This window comes from Bacteroides sp. RCH18 (genome assembly GCF_058231005.1).
Genome location: NZ_JBIPTC010000001.1, coordinates 2457760 through 2476467 on the forward strand (window position 1 = coordinate 2457760; position 18708 = coordinate 2476467).

Annotated in this window: 8 protein-coding genes; 2 read left to right on the forward strand and 6 right to left on the reverse strand. The window is 39.4% G+C overall.

Going from position 1 to position 18708, the window contains the following annotated elements; all coding sequences use genetic code 11:
- Window positions 1–249: 249 nt before the first annotated feature.
- Both ACHLI0_RS09830 and ACHLI0_RS09835 read left to right on the forward strand, forming a co-directional pair.
- Window positions 250–4287 (forward strand): hybrid sensor histidine kinase/response regulator transcription factor, encoded by a 4038-nt coding sequence (locus tag ACHLI0_RS09830; protein ID WP_490749032.1) that lies wholly within the window; start codon window positions 250–252, stop codon window positions 4285–4287.
- An 86-nt stretch (window positions 4288–4373) separates the two neighbouring features.
- Complete coding sequence (locus tag ACHLI0_RS09835; RefSeq protein ID WP_490749033.1) at window positions 4374–6431, forward strand: TonB-dependent receptor; 2058 nt, start codon at window positions 4374–4376, stop codon at window positions 6429–6431.
- Window positions 6432–6577: 146 nt separating this feature from the next.
- Here the strand turns inward: ACHLI0_RS09835 and ACHLI0_RS09840 are convergent, their stop codons facing one another.
- From ACHLI0_RS09840 to ACHLI0_RS09865, 6 genes are all read right to left on the reverse strand, one after another.
- Window positions 6578–8014 (reverse strand): Ig-like domain-containing protein, encoded by a 1437-nt coding sequence (locus tag ACHLI0_RS09840; protein WP_490749034.1) that lies wholly within the window; start codon window positions 8012–8014, stop codon window positions 6578–6580.
- 26 nt (window positions 8015–8040) lie between these two features.
- Window positions 8041–9978, reverse strand: a complete 1938-nt coding sequence (locus ACHLI0_RS09845; protein ID WP_490749035.1) for a RagB/SusD family nutrient uptake outer membrane protein — start codon at window positions 9976–9978, stop codon at window positions 8041–8043.
- An 11-nt stretch (window positions 9979–9989) separates the two neighbouring features.
- Window positions 9990–13073, reverse strand: coding sequence for a SusC/RagA family TonB-linked outer membrane protein (locus ACHLI0_RS09850; RefSeq protein ID WP_490749036.1), 3084 nt, complete (start codon window positions 13071–13073; stop codon window positions 9990–9992).
- A gap of 18 nt (window positions 13074–13091) precedes the next feature.
- On the reverse strand, window positions 13092–14945 hold the full coding sequence (locus ACHLI0_RS09855) for a RagB/SusD family nutrient uptake outer membrane protein (protein WP_055219600.1): 1854 nt from the start codon (window positions 14943–14945) through the stop codon (window positions 13092–13094).
- A 3-nt stretch (window positions 14946–14948) separates the two neighbouring features.
- Entirely contained in the window at window positions 14949–17951 is a 3003-nt protein-coding gene (locus ACHLI0_RS09860; RefSeq protein WP_225720923.1) for a SusC/RagA family TonB-linked outer membrane protein, read from the reverse strand.
- A gap of 205 nt (window positions 17952–18156) precedes the next feature.
- A complete protein-coding gene (locus tag ACHLI0_RS09865) occupies window positions 18157–18663 on the reverse strand; it encodes a sigma-70 family RNA polymerase sigma factor (protein WP_178069545.1) in 507 nt (168 codons plus the stop codon).
- Window positions 18664–18708: the final 45 nt, after the last annotated feature.

Sequence of the window (18708 nt, forward strand, 5' to 3'; positions counted from 1 at the left end):
TAATTTCATAAATACATCCCTGAGTTTAATGATTAAAGCAATGAATACAGTATTTTAGCATTTACAAAGATACAGATAAATAATATCGATCCTATGTCATATAGAATCATAAACTGGTCGGTCAGACAAACAGTTTTGTTTCCGGCTAAGAAAATGGTTCAAATTGTACTACCTCATGAAGCTATGAGTACTATGAATATACCGTTTTTTTTGTTTTCTTTGTAGTAGAAAAACCAATTCCTATTAATAATGAGATATCTGTCATCCATCCTAGTATTGCTTTTAAGCATAAGCAGTTTTGCTATCAATCAATATAAATTCCGTCTAATAGATATCGTCGATGGTCTGTCCGATAATCAGATACGTGGATTGAGCATCACCCCCGACGGGCGTATTGCTGTCAGAACCGCTTCCATAATGAATATCTATAATGGGACGACCTTTGAATACTTCCATTATGATAAAAAGCAGAAATACGTATGGAATTATAACCGCCCCACCAAAGAATATTACGACAATCAAGGGAGAATATGGATGAAAGAACTCGGATATCTGCTACTTCTTGACCTGAATACCAACAAATTCAACTACAATATATCGGAAGAATTAGCCACACTGGGCATTACCAAACGTCTGAAGAATCTCTTTATCGACGACTCCAAAAACTACTGGTTTCTGACTGAAGATAATACATTTACCTTTTACGATACAACCCAAAGCAAACTTATTACGATAGAAGACGGTCAGAGTGATTTCACCAGACTATACGGAATCCCGATGGAACTGACTCAATACAAAAATCTCTGTTGGATTGTATATAGCAGCGGATTAATACGTTGTTGGGACTATACCTCTCACGAATTTATTTTTCAGGAAACCCGTTTCTTGAATATCATAGGCGACTTTACCGATAGAATATATATCCATCCCGACGCAGTGGGGAATATCTGGCTGATGTATAACAATGCTGTTTACTTTCACCACAGGATAAACAGAGATTGGAAAGAAGTTGCCACGATTAAAGGTATATCCAATTTTTTCACCTGCATGGACATGGATAACGACGGAAATGTATGGGTAGGAACTTCCAAATCCGGATTAAGGTATATTGACGGCAAAACATTCGAAGTAACGCACCTGCCAGGCATGCGTCTTATAAACGGGGGAGTACAGGACAATGACATTTTCACACTCTTTATCGATCCTAATAATGGCATATGGATAGGTACACTTTTTCAGGGATTGTGTTACTATCATCCCAGCATGCAAAAGTTTCAGCTAATTCAGACCATTAATACCGGAACACAAATTACTAACGAAACCATACGCTGTTTTCTGGAAGAAGAAGACGGTACTGTCTTAATTGGCTCTGGAGACGGTTTATATCGTTTCTACCCGGAATCAAAGAAAGTGGAACGATTGTTTAAAGAACAAATCAACGACCTGTGTCTCTCTATCAGGAAAGACCATAGCGGCAGAATATGGGTAGGAACTTATCTGGGCGGATTCTTTTGTATAGAAGGAAAACAAATAAGACAATATCTCAGGTCATCAATCAATCTGGAGAAAGATCCGAACCAAAATATTTCAAGATGTATCTATGAAGATACAGACGGCCGATTCTGGGCCTGTGTAACAGGCGGTGTAGGGCAAATCGATCCGGTTACTGGAAAAATGCTATATATGCTAGCCGATAAATATCCGGAAATAAAGGACTATACTCTAATCTATCACCTCTATCCAATTAACGATGAAACATTTGCAGCAGTAGGAGATAAAGGTATCTACTATTACAATACTAAACGAGACAGTTTGTATATTCCCGGAACTGACAATCCCGATTTTGAACAGAACATCAAATATTTCGGGATATTAAAAGACACCCGGGGACTTGAATGGTTTGCTACCGAAGATGGAATCAGAGTTTGGGACAAAACTAAGTTATATAAACTCACCGTCACTGAAGGGTTACCTAATAATGAAGTATACTCCCTACTTGAAGATGACAATGGAGTAATATGGGCTTCAACACTGAATGGCATTTGTAAAATCGCCCCCATTCAATCCAATGATACTTATAACTTTTCGATTGTAAATTTCGGAATCTCAGATGGATTACAATGGGGAAAATTCTATGATCATTCAGCTCTTAAAGCCAAAGACGGCACATTATATTTTGGAGGAGCACATGGATTTAATTATTTTGATCCCAACAAAATCATCTACAATAATAGTAAGAACAAACCTGTATTAACAGCATTCAGAATCTTCAATTCCCTTATAAAAGAAGAAGAAAAATATAATGGAAAAGTTATATTGGAAGAACCCATAAATAAAACCAAGCAAATAACCCTTAAATACAATCAGAATTTCATTACATTTGAGTTCGCGGGTATGAATTATGTTAACCCATCACAGACATACTATAAATACATGCTCAAGAATTTTGATGAAGATTGGAATGAAATTTCAGGCAATGAACTGGGCAAGGCTACTTACACCGGCCTCCGCCCGGGAAAATATAACTTTATGGTATATACAGCCAATAATGATAAAGTATGGGGAGAAATACCCTACGAATTAACCATTATAATTACTCCTCCGTTTTGGGCTACCTCTTATGCTATAATCATTTATATCATATTGAGCATAGCTATCTTTATTTACATTCTAAAACGATATCAAAGACGGACGCAGAAAAAAATACTCAAGGAAAAAGAGATATATGAACAGGAACAGAAAATAAAACTGGACCTAATGAAATTTCAATTCTTCACCAATATCAGTCATGAATTCCGCACTCCTTTAACATTAATATTAACTCCTCTCGAAACGTTAATAAAACAGCAGAGCGATATGGTATTGAAGAAGAAGCTGGATTCTATCTATCAAAATGCACACCTGCTGCTTAGTCTGGTTAATCAGCTTCTGGACTTCAGAAAACTGGAGATAAAAGGGGAGAAAGTTTTATTCAAGACAGGAAACATCATACAATTCATAAAAGATATATATCTACAATTCAAAGAGTTATCCACTACTAAAAATATCGATTTCACCCTAGAAACATCGGTTGATTATCTCCTGATCAATTACGATCATGATATGATGTATAAAATCATTAATAACTTGTTGTCTAACGCATTTAAATTCACTCCACAAAATGGACATATACAACTTACTGTGAATAAAGCAGACAGAAACGATAAAGAATACATCACGATAGAAGTAAGCGATACCGGATGTGGCATCGATGAAAAAGACCTGCCTCATATATTTGAACGCTTCTATCAGATAAAAGACGATAATGCACCAGCCGGAAGCGGTATTGGCCTGCATCTGGTTAAAGAATACGCCAGATTACATAACGGAGATATAACAGTGAGCAGCCAAATTAACATCGGCAGTACTTTTACAGTATATATACCGGTTGATTTGCCTAAAACCAATGATAAAAATCATCAGGAAGAAGAAGAAAAGAACGGAACAGGTGAAGGTGACATCATACCCGACACAAAAGAAAAAGACGATAGAAAAAAACTCCTTGTTGTTGAAGACAATGACGAGTTTCGCAATTACTTAACCGAGCAACTTAGTGAATGTTATCGTGTCATTGATGCTCCGAATGGAGAAGAAGCTGAGAAATTGATACTATCGGAATATCCGGATTTAATCATCTCCGATTTGATGATGCCCAAAATGGACGGGATCGAATTGTGTCAACGTGTTAAATCCAACATACAAACTTCTCACACTCCTTTCATCCTACTAACGGCCCGTACTTCGGACGAATCAAAAATGGAAGGTTATGAGGCCGGTGCTGATTCTTATATTTCCAAGCCATTCAGTTTCGAACTATTGTGTATACGAATAAAGAAACTAATTGAGCAACAGGAAAACAGGAAAATGTTATTCCATAAAACTATCGAAATAACTCCTAGCAGTATAACTACCACCTCTCTTGATGAGGAATTGGTAAGAAAAGCTCTAAACTTCGTAGAAGAGAACATCGACAATCCGGAATATTCGATTGAAGATTTAAGTAAGGACCTGGGACTGAGTAAAACTCATTTGAACCGGAAGTTGCAATCTATTGTCGATTTAACGCCACTCCAATTTATCCGGTCCATCCGTTTAAAAAGGGCGGCGCAATTACTCACCAACAGTCAATATAACATAAATGAAATCTCTTACATGGTAGGTTTCAACACCTTAAAATATTTTAATTCACACTTTAAAGAGGAATTCCAAATGACACCCAGCCAATACAGGGAAAAGAATAAAGGATAGTTTCCTGTACTGCTATTTTTCTGTATTTATTAGCAGGTCTGTATTTGTAATGGTGTCGTGAGAGATTTTCCGTTTACTAGAATAATATGAAAACAATAAAAATAATCGTTCCTACCATTCTATGTGCCGGAATGTTGCTGCCCTGTATGGCACAATCCTCACTGGTTGATTCCATTCAAGATCGCTTTAAAGATCAATTGATGCTGTTTCCGCAAGAGAAACTTTATCTCCATACAGATAAATCTGCTTATATTGCAGGAGATACAATTTGGTTTCGTGCGCATGTGGTCGATGCAGCTACACACATTCCTGCAACTGTGAGTCGATGTGTCTATGTAGAACTTATCAATCAGTTGGATTCGGTTATTCATCGGGTTAGAGTTTGTTTGAGTGACTCTATTTATTGCGGTTATATGCCAATTCCCATATCTGCTCCGCAGAGTAGCTACCATTTATGTGCTTATACTCGTTTTATGGAGAATCTGAATCAGGATTGCCTGTTTGACGTCGAATTGCCAGTGATAAATCCGGTCATTACAGGAAATATATCTGAAACATTGAAGATAAAAGATGAACAGCAGGATGCTACAGCATCATTGTTCGACTTAAATCACCAAAATGATATTCTGTCAGTAGCTTTATCTCCGGTCGTTTTAGCTAAATTATCACGAGGAGAAAAGTTATATTTGGCCATGCACTGCCGTGGAATCGTATTTTATGCTGAAGCCCTCGAAAAAGAACGTGAACGCTATTTATTTGATATCAGTACCTTTCCGGCAGGTGTAGTCCAGACATTATTACTGGATGACCGGCTACATCTTCTAGATCAACATTTATTGTGTACGAATGAAAGAAAAGGTCCGGATATAAAGTTTACGACAGATAAACCAACTTATAGTCGCAGAGAACAGGTTAACGTTGTCATGAAGCTACTTGATGAGACAGGAAAACCTTTGAAAGGGAATTTTTCCGTATCGGTGACGGATGATGCCAGTGTATGTTTGGATAGTCTCCGCATGATCGCTCCATATTTACTATGGGAATCCGATTTGTCTGCTGACCGGCAGCAATGGCCACGCTACAATCTCAAGAATTTATTAAACGGTAATTATCAACATCCGGACGGTCGTTTTGATGTATCTCCTGAAATAAAAGGAGTCGCTTATGATTTTTATAGCCGCAAAGCAAAAACAGATGCTGAAGTTTCGATTTTTGGCATAGAATCTCTTTTTAGTGCCAAACAACATACAGACTCTTTGGGTAGATTCTGTTTTACCGGGTTTGATTTTCCCGAAGGCTCTACTTTTCTCATAAGAGCAGAAGGCAAAAGAGGTAATAAATCAATCCAGCCGATAGTGGAACCGGAAGTATTCTATCCATTCAAACATTCTGCTGTCAATCACAACGCTAACTCAGCTAAATCTTATGCTTATCGGAATGAAAACCGGGAACGGTTTGATTCCTTGGCCCAGGCAATGAACAGTTATCAGTTGGACGAAGTCATTGTAAAAGCTGACTCTGTAAAGAAGATAGGTAAATCAGTATATCATTCTCTTATGGGAAGGGTAAAAACAGCGGAAGAATTAATGACTCCCCATCCGAGATCGTTGGCGGACATGTTGGAAAGATTTCCCGGAGTATATATAAGCGGGGATAGTGTAATGCTGAGCGGGATTAAAAATGAATTGTTTTTCCTGGATGACATCCCTACTACATTTGAAGATGTAAGGAATATAAACATTGATGAAATAGATGAAATAGAAGTTATAAAAGACGCGTCAACAGCAGTTTTTGGAATGAAAGGAGCAAACGGTGCTATTCTGATCATGACAAAACGGGGAGAAATAACACGCCCCGAACTTGTGAGAAACGTAGTACGTGTATCCCCTTTGGGGTATCAGCGGTTAAAACGTTTTTATCCGGTCTGTTATGATACCGAAGAGAAGCAAAGTTCTGCATTGGAAGATAACCGCTCGACTCTCTATTGGAATCCCTGTGTACCTATAACTGATAATGGAGAAGCTTCTTTTGATTTTTATACCTCAGATAGCGATACACCCTATACAATTCTCGTGCAAGGAGTTTCTGAGGATGGGTGTATCATTTCTTTAAAACGGAAAATATTCCGGACTGTGACCCGATAAATAACATAAAAGAGCCATACCGAACTCTATATAAGTTGCGATATGGCTCTTGTCTTGTCAAAAAGGATAGCCAAGTTTCAAATTACAAGTTTAAACCTAATGTTGAACTATGACATTCCTCTCTACATCCTGAAAAACAATTCCTTTTATTCCAGCAAATAAGCTCTGACCTCAGCCGCACTGACAGATTTTCCTCGATTACTCTTAGTAAACACCAGTTTCAAATAACGAGCTTGCATCGGTTCAAAAGATACACGTCCTGTAATCTCTTTGTTGCTCGAATCACCAAAAACGATCGTTCCTACCAATGGAGCAGTATCGGCATCCAAACCAACATATACTTCTACCGTATGAACGTCCGCTGTATTGTTGTCATTCCGCCTATCCAATTCCAGTTGTGAAACCCGTTCCTCATCACCCATATCAATCACCAGTGCTTGCGGTAAATCACCCTTTCCTGTACCATTGTTCCATATGTTGTGCCACAAAGAAGAAGAGGTGCCATCTCCGTCAATAGCTTTCCAAGGCTCATTGTTCACTTGCCAGGAAGTAGCTGTTGCCGTCCATTTTGCACGGTCAAGCATTCGGAAAGTGCCATAAACTTTCACCACACAGGTAGACGAAGTTCCAGCACCATCAGCCGCCATTGCCGTGATAGTTACCGTACCTGACGAAAGTGCCGTAACACGTCCTTCCGCATCAACCGTAGCTATGGATTCATCAGACGAAATGAATTTAACAGATTTATTTACCGCTGTTTCAGGTAATACCGACCATGCCAGTTGCAGTGGCTCCTCACCCTTAATAATAAACAAATTATCCGAGTCGACAAAGATTATATCACTAACCGTTTCCGGACTAGTTACCTTAATATCAAAAGTGGCTACAATATTTGTCCCGTCCGTAGAAGATACTTTTACTTTTCCAACTCCCGGTTTCAAGCCACTAATCATACCTTCACTGTCTACTGTAAACACATCCGTATTCAATGATTCATACTTCACCGCCGGATTTGCAGCATAATAAGGTATAACTAAAAGCGGCAATTTGGCTGTAGTACCCATCTTCACCCGAAATTCCGTAGCATCATCCTGTAGCTTGATTTTCTTTATCTTATGTGAATTCAACTGTTCATAAACAGAAGTTGTAATCTGTCCGGAAACAATACCATCAGGATGCTTTTCCGTAGAAATAGCCAAATAAAGTTCGCCTGCCAACAAAGCTTGTTCTTCAGCAGCTGATAGCCCCTGATAAGAGGAAATAACAAAACTTATCCCTGCTTCATTAGTGGGATTGTTATTCGAATATTTTAGAAAACGTATCGCTCCATTGCGTTGCGCCCCCTTGTAAATCTTAACACCGACTATCTCATCTTCTCCTTTTACAAACAGATCGGTCCACGACACAAGCAACGTCAATGTTCCTGTTCCTTTGTCATAAAAGCCTTCTACCTCCCCTTTTGTTTGAAGGTCAGCCTTTATCTTATACGTTTCCCCTTCCCCGGAAACCATGCCTTCGCCTTGCACGCAACCGTGAAACAGTAACATCAAGGCAACTATCAATATATAGTTTATAGATTTCATGTTTCTTTATTTTTTATTTATTAACATTAATACCCGGGATTCTGAATCAATGCGCCAGACTTTGACATTTCACTTTGTGGAACAGGCCACCAATACAGCCGATCATCCCATACATGGTTCAGCACCTCTATACGACGATAACTAAAGCTTTCGCCTCCATCATCAAGTACCCTGCGTGTAATCTCCATTCCATGACTAGGACCACCCAACACTTCTTTTGCAATCTTCCAACGGCGAACATCCCAATAACGATGTTCTTCAAACGCCAGTTCTATCTGACGCTCTGTCTGAATCAGCTTGCGCATATCTTCTTTCTTGATGTCATCCATAACACCGTATTTGTTAGATTCCCCTTCTTCTATCTCAGCACGCTGGCGAATCATACGAATATACTCCTTTGATTCTTCCGGAGCCAATGCTCCGTCTGCAACCAGCTCATTAGCAGCTTCTGCAGCAATCAATAAAATTTCTGCATAACGCATCAGGATAGTCGGGCGATAGTCATAGGTTTCCAAGCCACCATTATCCAAAATAAATTTCATGCGATAGTATCCTGTAGTTGTCGCATTTGGCTGATAAATACCATCTTTTATAGCACTTGTCTCATCAGGATTCCCCGTTGTCACCATGTCACCAGTATATGTCCTCATTAACGCATCCTTATAAGCATTCATCATACGATAAGCACCGTTATAAGATACTGTTGCCTTTAAACGCGGATCACGATTCAGATACATATCATCACCATCCTCGTATGTATACTTACTCCGGCTATCACGAATCGGAAAACCATCAGCCATAGGGAAAGCATCTACTAATTCCTGCGTAGGAAAGCCTGTAAGCTTATTTAAATTAGCAAATCGTGAAATACGTGAATTAGGAGAATAATAAGCATCCAATGCTACACGATTCTGGCTGTCACCTTGTTCATTCGAAAGAAAATCGCAAAATATAGGTTCTTTATTCGTCACAGCATCATGCATAAACGCATAATAGAACCGGGGCCACCAGCTTTTGGCCGGTGTAGTGTTGTCTTTTTGACCGGGCCTTAACTCATACCATGAATTTGTATTATTAAGATCTATAAATCTTTTAACTGCATCATAAGCGGCCTTCCAGCGAGCTGCGTCATAATCTCCATAAGAAACCAGCAAGTTCGGATCATCTTCACGTTTACAATTCACTAACGGACTTGCCGCATACAGAAGAATACGCGCCTTCAAAGCCAGAGCCGCCATACCGCATGCACGCCCTTCGCTTTTCCCATGAATGCTTCCTACAGGATTAACAGTTCCCTGACTGTAAATATGTCCCGAACGCTCCAAATAATAGAAAGCACTGTCACACTGGTCTACTGCATACTTAACACTTTCTCCATAAGTAGATCGAGGCACATCAATCTTGTCATTTTCAGTATATACCCGGTCTTCAATCAAAGGAATTCCACCATAATGTTTAATCATCGTGGCTATAAACCATGCACGAAGAAAGAAAGCCTGTCCTTTCCAATATTCAATGGTGGCCTTAGTAAGGGTCTCACCCGGTTTATTCGGGTCTGAACTCAGAATAGCCGCTACCTTCCCCTCATTGTAATTGTTCATGAAAATGTTGATAGCGCGCCATTTATTATACGTATTGTTCCACGCATCGTTTCCCGCATTATTAACATTGACCGTCCCTTGAGCTAAGTACATACCCATGCTTAGTTCCGCCCCTCTTGCCTCCAGTTCTTTGGCAGGAAAATCAAGACCACACTGTCCGAACCGTTTATAGCTATGGGAATAGCCGATTTGACCGTAAAAGCCATTGACAACACCTGCAACTTTCGCACTGTCCGAATAGACCTTCTCCTGCGTTTCAGAAACGTCTACTTTCTTATCAAGATACTCATCACTGCATGCTGCAAAAGTGACAAGTCCGCAAGCAGCAACTAAAAAAAACTTTGTGATATATTTCAGTCTCATATTATTATTTCTTAAAATGCACATTGAACTCCAAACATATAACTTGCCTGTGTAGGATAAACCGAACTGCTCGTATTTTCAGGGTCCATACTCAGCTTCGTCAGATTAGAAAAGTTGAGCAGATTATAACCGGTAACATACAAGCGCACTGCTTTCACTATATCTTTTGTAGTTTTTCGCAGCCAGTCCTGTGGCAACTGATAAGCTATTTCCGCACTTCTCAGACGAATATACGAAGCATCCAAATACCAGAAATCAGAAAGATGGGTATTATAATTATTATTTTCCCAAGTAGTAATTCCCAAACGTGGAAAACGAGCATTCGTATTTTGCGGAGTCCAGCGTTCAAGCATCAATTCTTGCATATTGTTCGCAAAAGGTACAAGATTACCTCCCATATTAGGAATAGCATAATCGAATGCTCCTTGCCACAACATATTAAACGATAATCCTTTCCAGCTACCTCCAAGAGTAATACCATAGGTACAAGTAGGCGTATCGGGTTTAGATATATACGTTTTATCAGCATCAGTGATAAAATTATCACCATTCAAATCAGCATAGCGTAAATCACCGGGTTGCAAATTGCTTGCCCAAGCAGGAGCCGGAATACCTTCTTTCAACTTACCATTTTCATCAAAATCCTCTTGTTGATAAAAGCCAAGGCATTTCAACCCTAACTTCGTGCCTATACGATGTCCGGTTTGTGCCTGATAAGGGTAAGCCGGTGCTTCACTAACATATACCACCTTATTTTTAGCATAAGAAAAAGTAGTACCCACATTGTAACTAAAATCACCTATAGAACCACGATAACTCAACTCACCGTCAAAACCTGAATTCTCGGATTTACCGATATTGCGTTTGGGTAGTGTTTGTCCGATAATAGCAGGTATGTCACCACTTGCAATCAGCTGATCATAACGCTGGTTACGGAAGTAATCTATCGTAAAGCGCAAGCGTCCATCAATCATATTCATATCCAAACCGACATCAAGCTTACGTTCTTTCTCCCAAGTGGCATCGACATACACCAGTTCTCCCTCAGTTGTCGTATTTCCCCAGGGATTACCTCCTCCTTTCCAAATGACATCCGTTGTATTTTTATCTTTTCCAAAAGAATTATCGCTACCGACCAGACCGTATGAGGCACGCAACTTGAACAAGTCGAAGAACGGGAAAGCACTCTTGAAAAACGTCTCTTCCGACAGATTCCAACCTACCGAAACAGCCGGGAACCAACCAAACTTTTTCTTTCCGACAAAACGGTCATTACCGTTATAAGCAACATTGAATTCCACCATATAGCGATGTTTAAAATCATATCCCAAACGCCATGTCATACTCTGGTCATTGTCCGACAAATTCTTTTGATTTATGTATGACTGGCGACTGATAAGATACAACATGTAAAGATGGTGTGTCGCATTGAAAGTACGATCATAATTCAATCTTCCCTGATAAGTAACCTTATAGTTAAAGGTATCATCATTCCCACCTAATGAATAAGTCGGAAATTTTTTAGAACCTCCTCCACGGGCAATATAAGAATTATTGTCCGGATCATACAAATAAGCGGGAAGATCCACACTACGTGTCAATTCACGTCTTTCATTAAAGTTACCGGCATATGAAACCGTAGCCATTGCCGATAATCCTTCGGTAATGAAATCAAGTTTTTGTTCGGCACTCAACAATACATTGAAATTATTCTTATAATGACGCTTGTAACCACAATTGGCATAACGGGCAATTGGATTTACCGGATTTGAAGTATCCACACCAGGATGAGTGGCATACGAAGGCTTACCGTTAGGCAGAGTCAATGGCATTGCATAGGGAGTCAATATGCTGTAATTCTTAATCTCATCAAAAAGCGACCCTTTCACTGAACCGGCAGGAGTGTTCTGTGTCTCAAAACGCCCGTTCAAGTCCAAGCGAATACTTGTCGTCTTAGTCGGTGTAAAATCTAAATTAGAACGGAAATTATAACGCCGGTAATAATAGTTGTTATCAACATCTTCACCAGGCTGAATAGGAGCATAATGTTTCATCATACCGCCTTGAGTATAATATGCCAAAGATGTGAAATATTTCACAAACTTGTTTCCACCACGTATATCTACGGAAAAACGTGCGGAAGAAGATTGTTTGGCAAGCACCGTATTTACCCAGTCTACATTAGGATGACCATAAGGATCGAGACCATTGCGATAAAACTCCAAATCGCTGGGAGAAAACTGAAGAACCGGTTGCTCACTCAGCCCATATGCATCATTTAACTGCGCTTCATTATAAAGGGATGCCGTTGTATAAGCGTCAAGAATTGTAGGCATTTTAATGGCCCTATTAATACCACCTTCAGCTGTAAAGTTAATGGTAGGTTTGCCTTCCTGCCCGCGAGTAGTCTTTATAACCAATACACCATTGGCACCTTTCAATCCATAAACAGCAGTAGTAGAAGCATCTTTTAGAATCGTAATACTCTCAATTTCATTAGCACTGATTTGTGCCAATTGCTCGTACGAATATTCTATATCATCTACAATTATCAAAGGCTTTCTGTCGCCATTCAATGAATTACTTCCACGAATAAAAAAGTCTGCAGCATCGGCTCCCGGTTGACCACTACGTTGCACGGAGAAAAAACCCGGCAAGCGCCCAGCCAACACATTGTTTATACTACCCACAGGTACACGTTTAATCTCCTCTGCTTTAATACTGCTTGCAGCACCAGTCATAGTAATACGTCTTTGCTGGCCGTAACCCAAAATCACAACTTCATCCAACCCCTTTGAGTCCGGTGCCAAAACCAACTTTATAAAAGATCGATTACCCATGGATTCCTCCAAAGTGTGATAACCTACATAAGAAACGGTAAGTTTCCCATTCAAACTCTTCACTTTCAGAACAAAATCACCATTTACATCTACAATAGTGCCATTTGCTTTATTTCCTGTTTCCTGCACGGTAGCACCTACTAGCGGCTCGCCATTCTCGTCCAGAACCTTACCCCTAACTACCGTATTTTGGGCGTAGATTGTTGCTCCCAAGAAGAGGAACAACAAGAATAGTATGATATTCTTTACTTTCATAAATATTCTGTTTACAAATTAGTAACCCGGGTTTTGTACTATATTCGGATTAAATAAAACTTCATTATGATCTATCGGAAGACGATACATACGATCGTCCCAGTAAGGTTTTGCTACCTCCATATTATAATCATAATGAAAAGTTCCATCTTCTTTTTTAGTTATCTTCACGCCATGCAATGGTTTGGAATAAATGTCGTTAGCTATTTTCCACCGACGAATGTCCCAAAAACGGCTTTCCTCAAAAGCAAACTCACAACGGCGTTCATTACGTATCAGTTTAATGAGTTGATCATAACTCATTCCCCTTTTCAAAGTATAAGGATTAAGTCCTGCGCGCTGACGTACCATTTCAATCGACTTATACACTAATTCATCATTGATAATACTTGCTCCTTGCGCTTTATTCAAATATTCGGTTTGTGCCTCTGCATACATCAATAAAATATCAGCATAACGTACCACCGGCCAAGAAGAAACTATCGAAGAGTGGAAATTAGTTTTACCAAATTGGGTATCTTCTTCATTTTCGGCCAAATGTCTTTTCAGATAATAACCGGTCTTCGTCCGAGTCGCTTCCTGCGTCGGCTCTATGGAATTATTGTCTTTCCCACCTTCCGAAACATCTACATTTGCTCTCAGCCAACGGCTATTGTGATAAAATACAGTTTGTGTAAGACGTGGATCACGATTCTTATAAGGATCTTGCGGGTTATACTCACCACTCTCTTTAGCTTCGTCAAGGGATTTTCCATTCTTCATCGGAAATGCATCTACCAATTCTTGTGTAGGACTGGTTTGACCACGACAGGGACGGCCATTACCCGCCCAGGTTCCCATATCTTTAGAGCCCATAGGTGAATTTTTATATCCCCAATTATCGCCATAGAGAGCGTTACCATCCTGCCCTTTTTTCATCCACAATACTTCTCCATTAATTGTTGTACGACTCAATCGTGTGCGATCCTTTTCAAGTATGAACTGATTCGTATTAATGATTGTACGGCAAATATCCGCTGCTTCTTTCCATCTGTTAGGATCATTTTCGGGATAGCCCAGCCAAGGTTCTGCCGCATTACCGGTACCATTAACCAATGGACTCGCAGCATAAAGCAACATACGGGCTTCAAGTCCCAACAAACCCCACTTACGTACATGTTTCCAATTGCTGTCTATTCCCTCGGCAAAGCTATTCTTCTTTTCATCAGGTGATTTGCGTTCACCAATATCTGAATAGGGACGTAAGTTATCCTTCACTGCATCTATTTCATCCTTAATATATTGGACACATTCTGCAAAGCTATTTCTTTGTAATGTACGCAATTCAGGGCTATCCATTGTAAACACTTTGTCGTAAATCAAAGGGACTCCTCCGTAAGTACGTACCAATAGCCAATAGTAATATGCCCTCAAAGCACGAGCTTCGTTAGCGTGATAGGATGCCTCTTCCAAATCCGACCAAGGCACTTTCTCGTAATTATGCAAGAAAATATTACAATAGCGAATAGCCTTATAAAGCAATGTCCAACTTTCACCATACGTATCCGCTTTTCTATACTCTAAAGGAAACATATTAGTAGTTGAATATCCTGAATTTATTACCGACCAGTTAGCATTGGCCCTGTCAGTTGGAATCGCATCATCAGTCAAAACCTCCATAGGTTGTCCATTAAAGCGGTCCATTCCTGCAGGTATAAACGAGTAAGTAAAGTTCAACCATTGCCTTGCGTGTTCACCGGTATAATCATCCTCGTCCCACACGTAAATATCCGACTGTATTTCAAGCGGTTCGTTCTCCATATCCTCACATGAGGAAAAAAAGACACCAAACACAGCCAATACACCAATCAAATTATGTATATATCGTTTCATCTTTTATAATTTTATGCTTATACCAAAGTTAATAGTACGCGTCATAGGGAAACTGCCGCCCCATATTTCAGGATCAATATCTTTGCGTACATCAAAAATCTCAGAAGCTGTCAACAGATTCATACCTTGCGCATAGATGCGTACAGAAGGAATACCTAACTTGCGCGTCAACAGCGTAGGTAACGTATAGCCGACTTCTACATTTTTCAAGCGGAAAAAATCAGCATCATATATCCAGAATGAAGAAGTCTGCCTGTTGTTATTATTACTGCCATACCATACGCGAGTATGAGTGTTAGTATGATTGTCGGGAGTCCAACGTCCTAAAACATAAGAAGTAATAGCACCCTCACCGTTTTTTCCTGAACCGTCCATAAAGTCACCGTTCAAATAAACCTGGCGATTGAGAGTCCCCTGCGCAAATACAGAAAAATCAAATCCTCTATAATTAAATCCCGCAGAAATACCATAATACCCTTTAGCCTTCTTTGATCCTAAATTGGTTTGATCATGAATATCAATAATATGGTCCCCGTTCAAATCTTTATAACGAATATCCCCCGGCATAATCGTACTTTTCACAGCAGATGGCAAGAAAGCATCGTAAGCATCGATTTCTTCCTGACTTTGGAAAATTCCATCAGCCACATATCCATAGGTCATTCCTACCGGATCTCCTAATCGACTCATCCACGGATAAGCCTTCGGAAGTTGCGGAGAATATTCGAATTTAGACTGTTCAAAGCTTAAATTACCATTAATGAAGTAATTGAAATTTCTTATACGATCTTGCCAAGTAAGTACCATTTCCGTACCTGTATAAGAATATTTTTCACAATTAGAACGTGGATAAACATTACCAAGAATCGCCGTCTTGATTTCGGAAGTAGCTACCACGTCAGAGAACTTATTCTGATAATAATCAAATGTAAAGGCTAGACGGTCATTGAGAAATCCCAAATCAATACCCACATTCAATTTCTTAGCTATTTCCGGGTTAAGACGTGAAGCAGTTTTGTTCTCCTCTGTCCATTTGTTATCAAAAGGACCACCATACACATGAACCTTAGAAGTGCTATACGACTGTCTATATTCGGCATAATCACAGATAGCCTGCCCTGTTACTGCATAAGAAATACGTGGTTTTAGTGTACTAAAGATATTCAAATCTTTCACAAACGACTCATTATGTCCATTCCATGATGCTCCTACACCCCAGTAATCGGCCCAGCGATTGTCCGGAGCCAACCAATTATATCCACCACGAGTGTATACAGCTTCCGCCAAATAGCGATCATCATAGTTGTAATTCATTCGACCGGAATAATTGGTATAATTCCTCAAATATCCCTTCTGTACATTTTGATCCTGGATTTGATTCAGATCGGCTACAAACAAAGCGGACACTTTATGTTTACCGAATGAATGATCATAGCCAGCCGCCCCTTTCAAGAAAGTAATGCGATAACGTTGGTCTTTATTTCCAGAATTACCTTGGTCTTTGTCTTCACCTACTTGCTGATAAGAACCATCTTCTTTATATAAATAAGCTGCAAACTCTTTACTACGAGTAGTAAGGTATGAAGTCGCAGAATAATAAGAACCGGTAGCTTCCAGATAAAAACCATCAAGCAAAAAGTCCATATTTTGCTTAATCGTCAAATCAAAAGACATATGGCGGCTGTCTTTAAACTGATGACCATTGTCATATAGCAGACCTTTCAGATTCTGATTTGCCTTCGAGTCCTTATATGAGCCATAAGATCCATCCGGATTATAAACAGGATAACGGTTAGGACGTGTAGTAAGTATATTACTATAAAAAGACCGGGTGCCTGCAGCAGGTTGATTATAACGTTCTTGGCGTCCAGCCAGATTAATCTGCATAAAAGTAGTTGAAGTTACTTTGACTCCTAAATTAGAACGTACAGAAAATCGGTTAGTCTGTGCATTGGTATTGTAACTATTCGCATCATTTGTTTTAAAAAAGCCATTCTCACGATACCAGTCAAGATCTACAAAGTAATTAAAGCTATTTGTAGCTCCAGATACATTAAAGTTGTAGCGATGAACAGGAGCTGTATTATTTAACAACTCATCATACCAGTCCACATCAGGATAAAGGTAAGGATTCTCCTTATTCCGGTATTTCTCTATAACTGCCGGATTATAGGCCTCAATATAAGCTCCCGGTTCACGGAGATCGTTAGCATAGGCCTCATTCACTAATGTTATATAATCTACGGCTCCAAGCAAATCCGGCAGCTTTAGCGCTTTTTCAAAACCTGTTTCGGCAGTAAATGAAAATCTAGGACGACCTACATTACCTTTCTTTGTAATCACATTAATGACACCTGCAGCAGAACGTTGTCCCAGCATCACAGTAGAAAGTCCATCTTTCAGCACCTGTACGCTTTCTATTTGATCTGGGTCCATAGTGTAAAAGTCACGCTCAATTCCATCCACTAAAAATAGATTTGTGCGCGAATTACGCACTTTCCATCCATAAGCAGCAGGCATATCACCACCTTGGCGATAAATGTTCAGCCCCGGCATCCTTCCTTGTATAGCCCCTAAAAAATTATAAGTAGGAGTGGATGTAACTGACGTCCCATTTATAAAGCCAATTGTTTCTGTCAATTCTCCTTTCTTAGAAGTCCCCCGTAAACGGTCGACCACTATCTCTTTATCTTCCGGACCGGGCATCGCACGTGAAGCCATCTGGACAATGAAACGTCCTTTTTTCTTGTAACATGTCTCCTGAGAGTAAAAATCAGGATGAGAGAAACTGAGTTTCGTTCCCTCTGTAATCGGTAAATCAAAATAGCCGTCCACGTCCGTTAATGCTTGCTTTTTCGTCCCCGGCACTTGGACTACCACCCCTGACAAGGGCTTCCCATCAGTATCGGCAACCATACCCCGTATATTCTGAATCTGCTGTGCATACACAGTAGAAGTAAGAAGCAGGGCACTCGCCAAACAGCATTCTAAAATCTTTTTCTTCATTGTACAAGATTGATGTTTAACAAAATATTAATTAACACTAATTTTAAATTGACTGTATAAAATCAAAATATACTAAATCATATATGCAAGAATGCCTTTATGTTCCCTATATAAATGATTTTGTCAGTCCAATATTTAAACAATTACTATACACGATGCAATAAATTGCCATCGCACCAATTATATTGATGCGTTATATATTCACTCAAATGCACATCGAAATATAATTGCGCATAACTTTTCTTCCTATAAACAAATGATTTTCTACAGTACTCTTGCTCAATTGTAGTTCCTCTGAAATCTCACACAAAGTTTTTTCTTCAAATCGACTCATAGAGTATATCTTTCTACGTTGTTGCGGAAACGCACTTAACCTTAATCTTTCTATGGTTAGTAAATCTTTAGCAATAATTTCTTCTTCAGGTCCACAAGTAGATTCAATAAAATTTTCATAGGCACACAATATCATTTCCTGTTTTTTATAATAGCAGCGCAAATAGTCTATCACAAGATTACGCGCTATAGTGAAAAGAAAAGATTGAATGGTCGATTTTTGAAGCATATTATCATAATCCAATAAACGCATAAAAACGTCTTGCACCAGATCTTCAACTTCATATTTACATCTTATACGGCACCTGACATATCGGTATATAACCGGATAATATTCTTTATACGCTTCTTCAATTATCGAATATGCTTTCGTTTCCATGCTTTTCATAACATCACTTTAATTAATCACTGCAAATATGAGTCA

What these genes read in the sequence shown, in the direction of transcription:
- ACHLI0_RS09855 (WP_055219600.1), bottom strand. Translation starts at nt 14,945, where the DNA reads ATGAAACGATATATACATAATTTGATTGGTGTATTGGCTGTGTTTGGT.
- ACHLI0_RS09845 (WP_490749035.1), bottom strand. Translation starts at nt 9,978, where the DNA reads ATGAGACTGAAATATATCACAAAGTTTTTTTTAGTTGCTGCTTGCGGA.
- ACHLI0_RS09865 (WP_178069545.1), bottom strand. Translation starts at nt 18,663, where the DNA reads ATGGAAACGAAAGCATATTCGATAATTGAAGAAGCGTATAAAGAATAT.
- ACHLI0_RS09860 (WP_225720923.1), bottom strand. Translation starts at nt 17,951, where the DNA reads ATGAAGAAAAAGATTTTAGAATGCTGTTTGGCGAGTGCCCTGCTTCTT.
- ACHLI0_RS09850 (WP_490749036.1), bottom strand. Translation starts at nt 13,073, where the DNA reads ATGAAAGTAAAGAATATCATACTATTCTTGTTGTTCCTCTTCTTGGGA.
- ACHLI0_RS09835 (WP_490749033.1), top strand. Translation starts at nt 4,374, where the DNA reads ATGAAAACAATAAAAATAATCGTTCCTACCATTCTATGTGCCGGAATG.
- ACHLI0_RS09840 (WP_490749034.1), bottom strand. Translation starts at nt 8,014, where the DNA reads ATGAAATCTATAAACTATATATTGATAGTTGCCTTGATGTTACTGTTT.
- ACHLI0_RS09830 (WP_490749032.1), top strand. Translation starts at nt 250, where the DNA reads ATGAGATATCTGTCATCCATCCTAGTATTGCTTTTAAGCATAAGCAGT.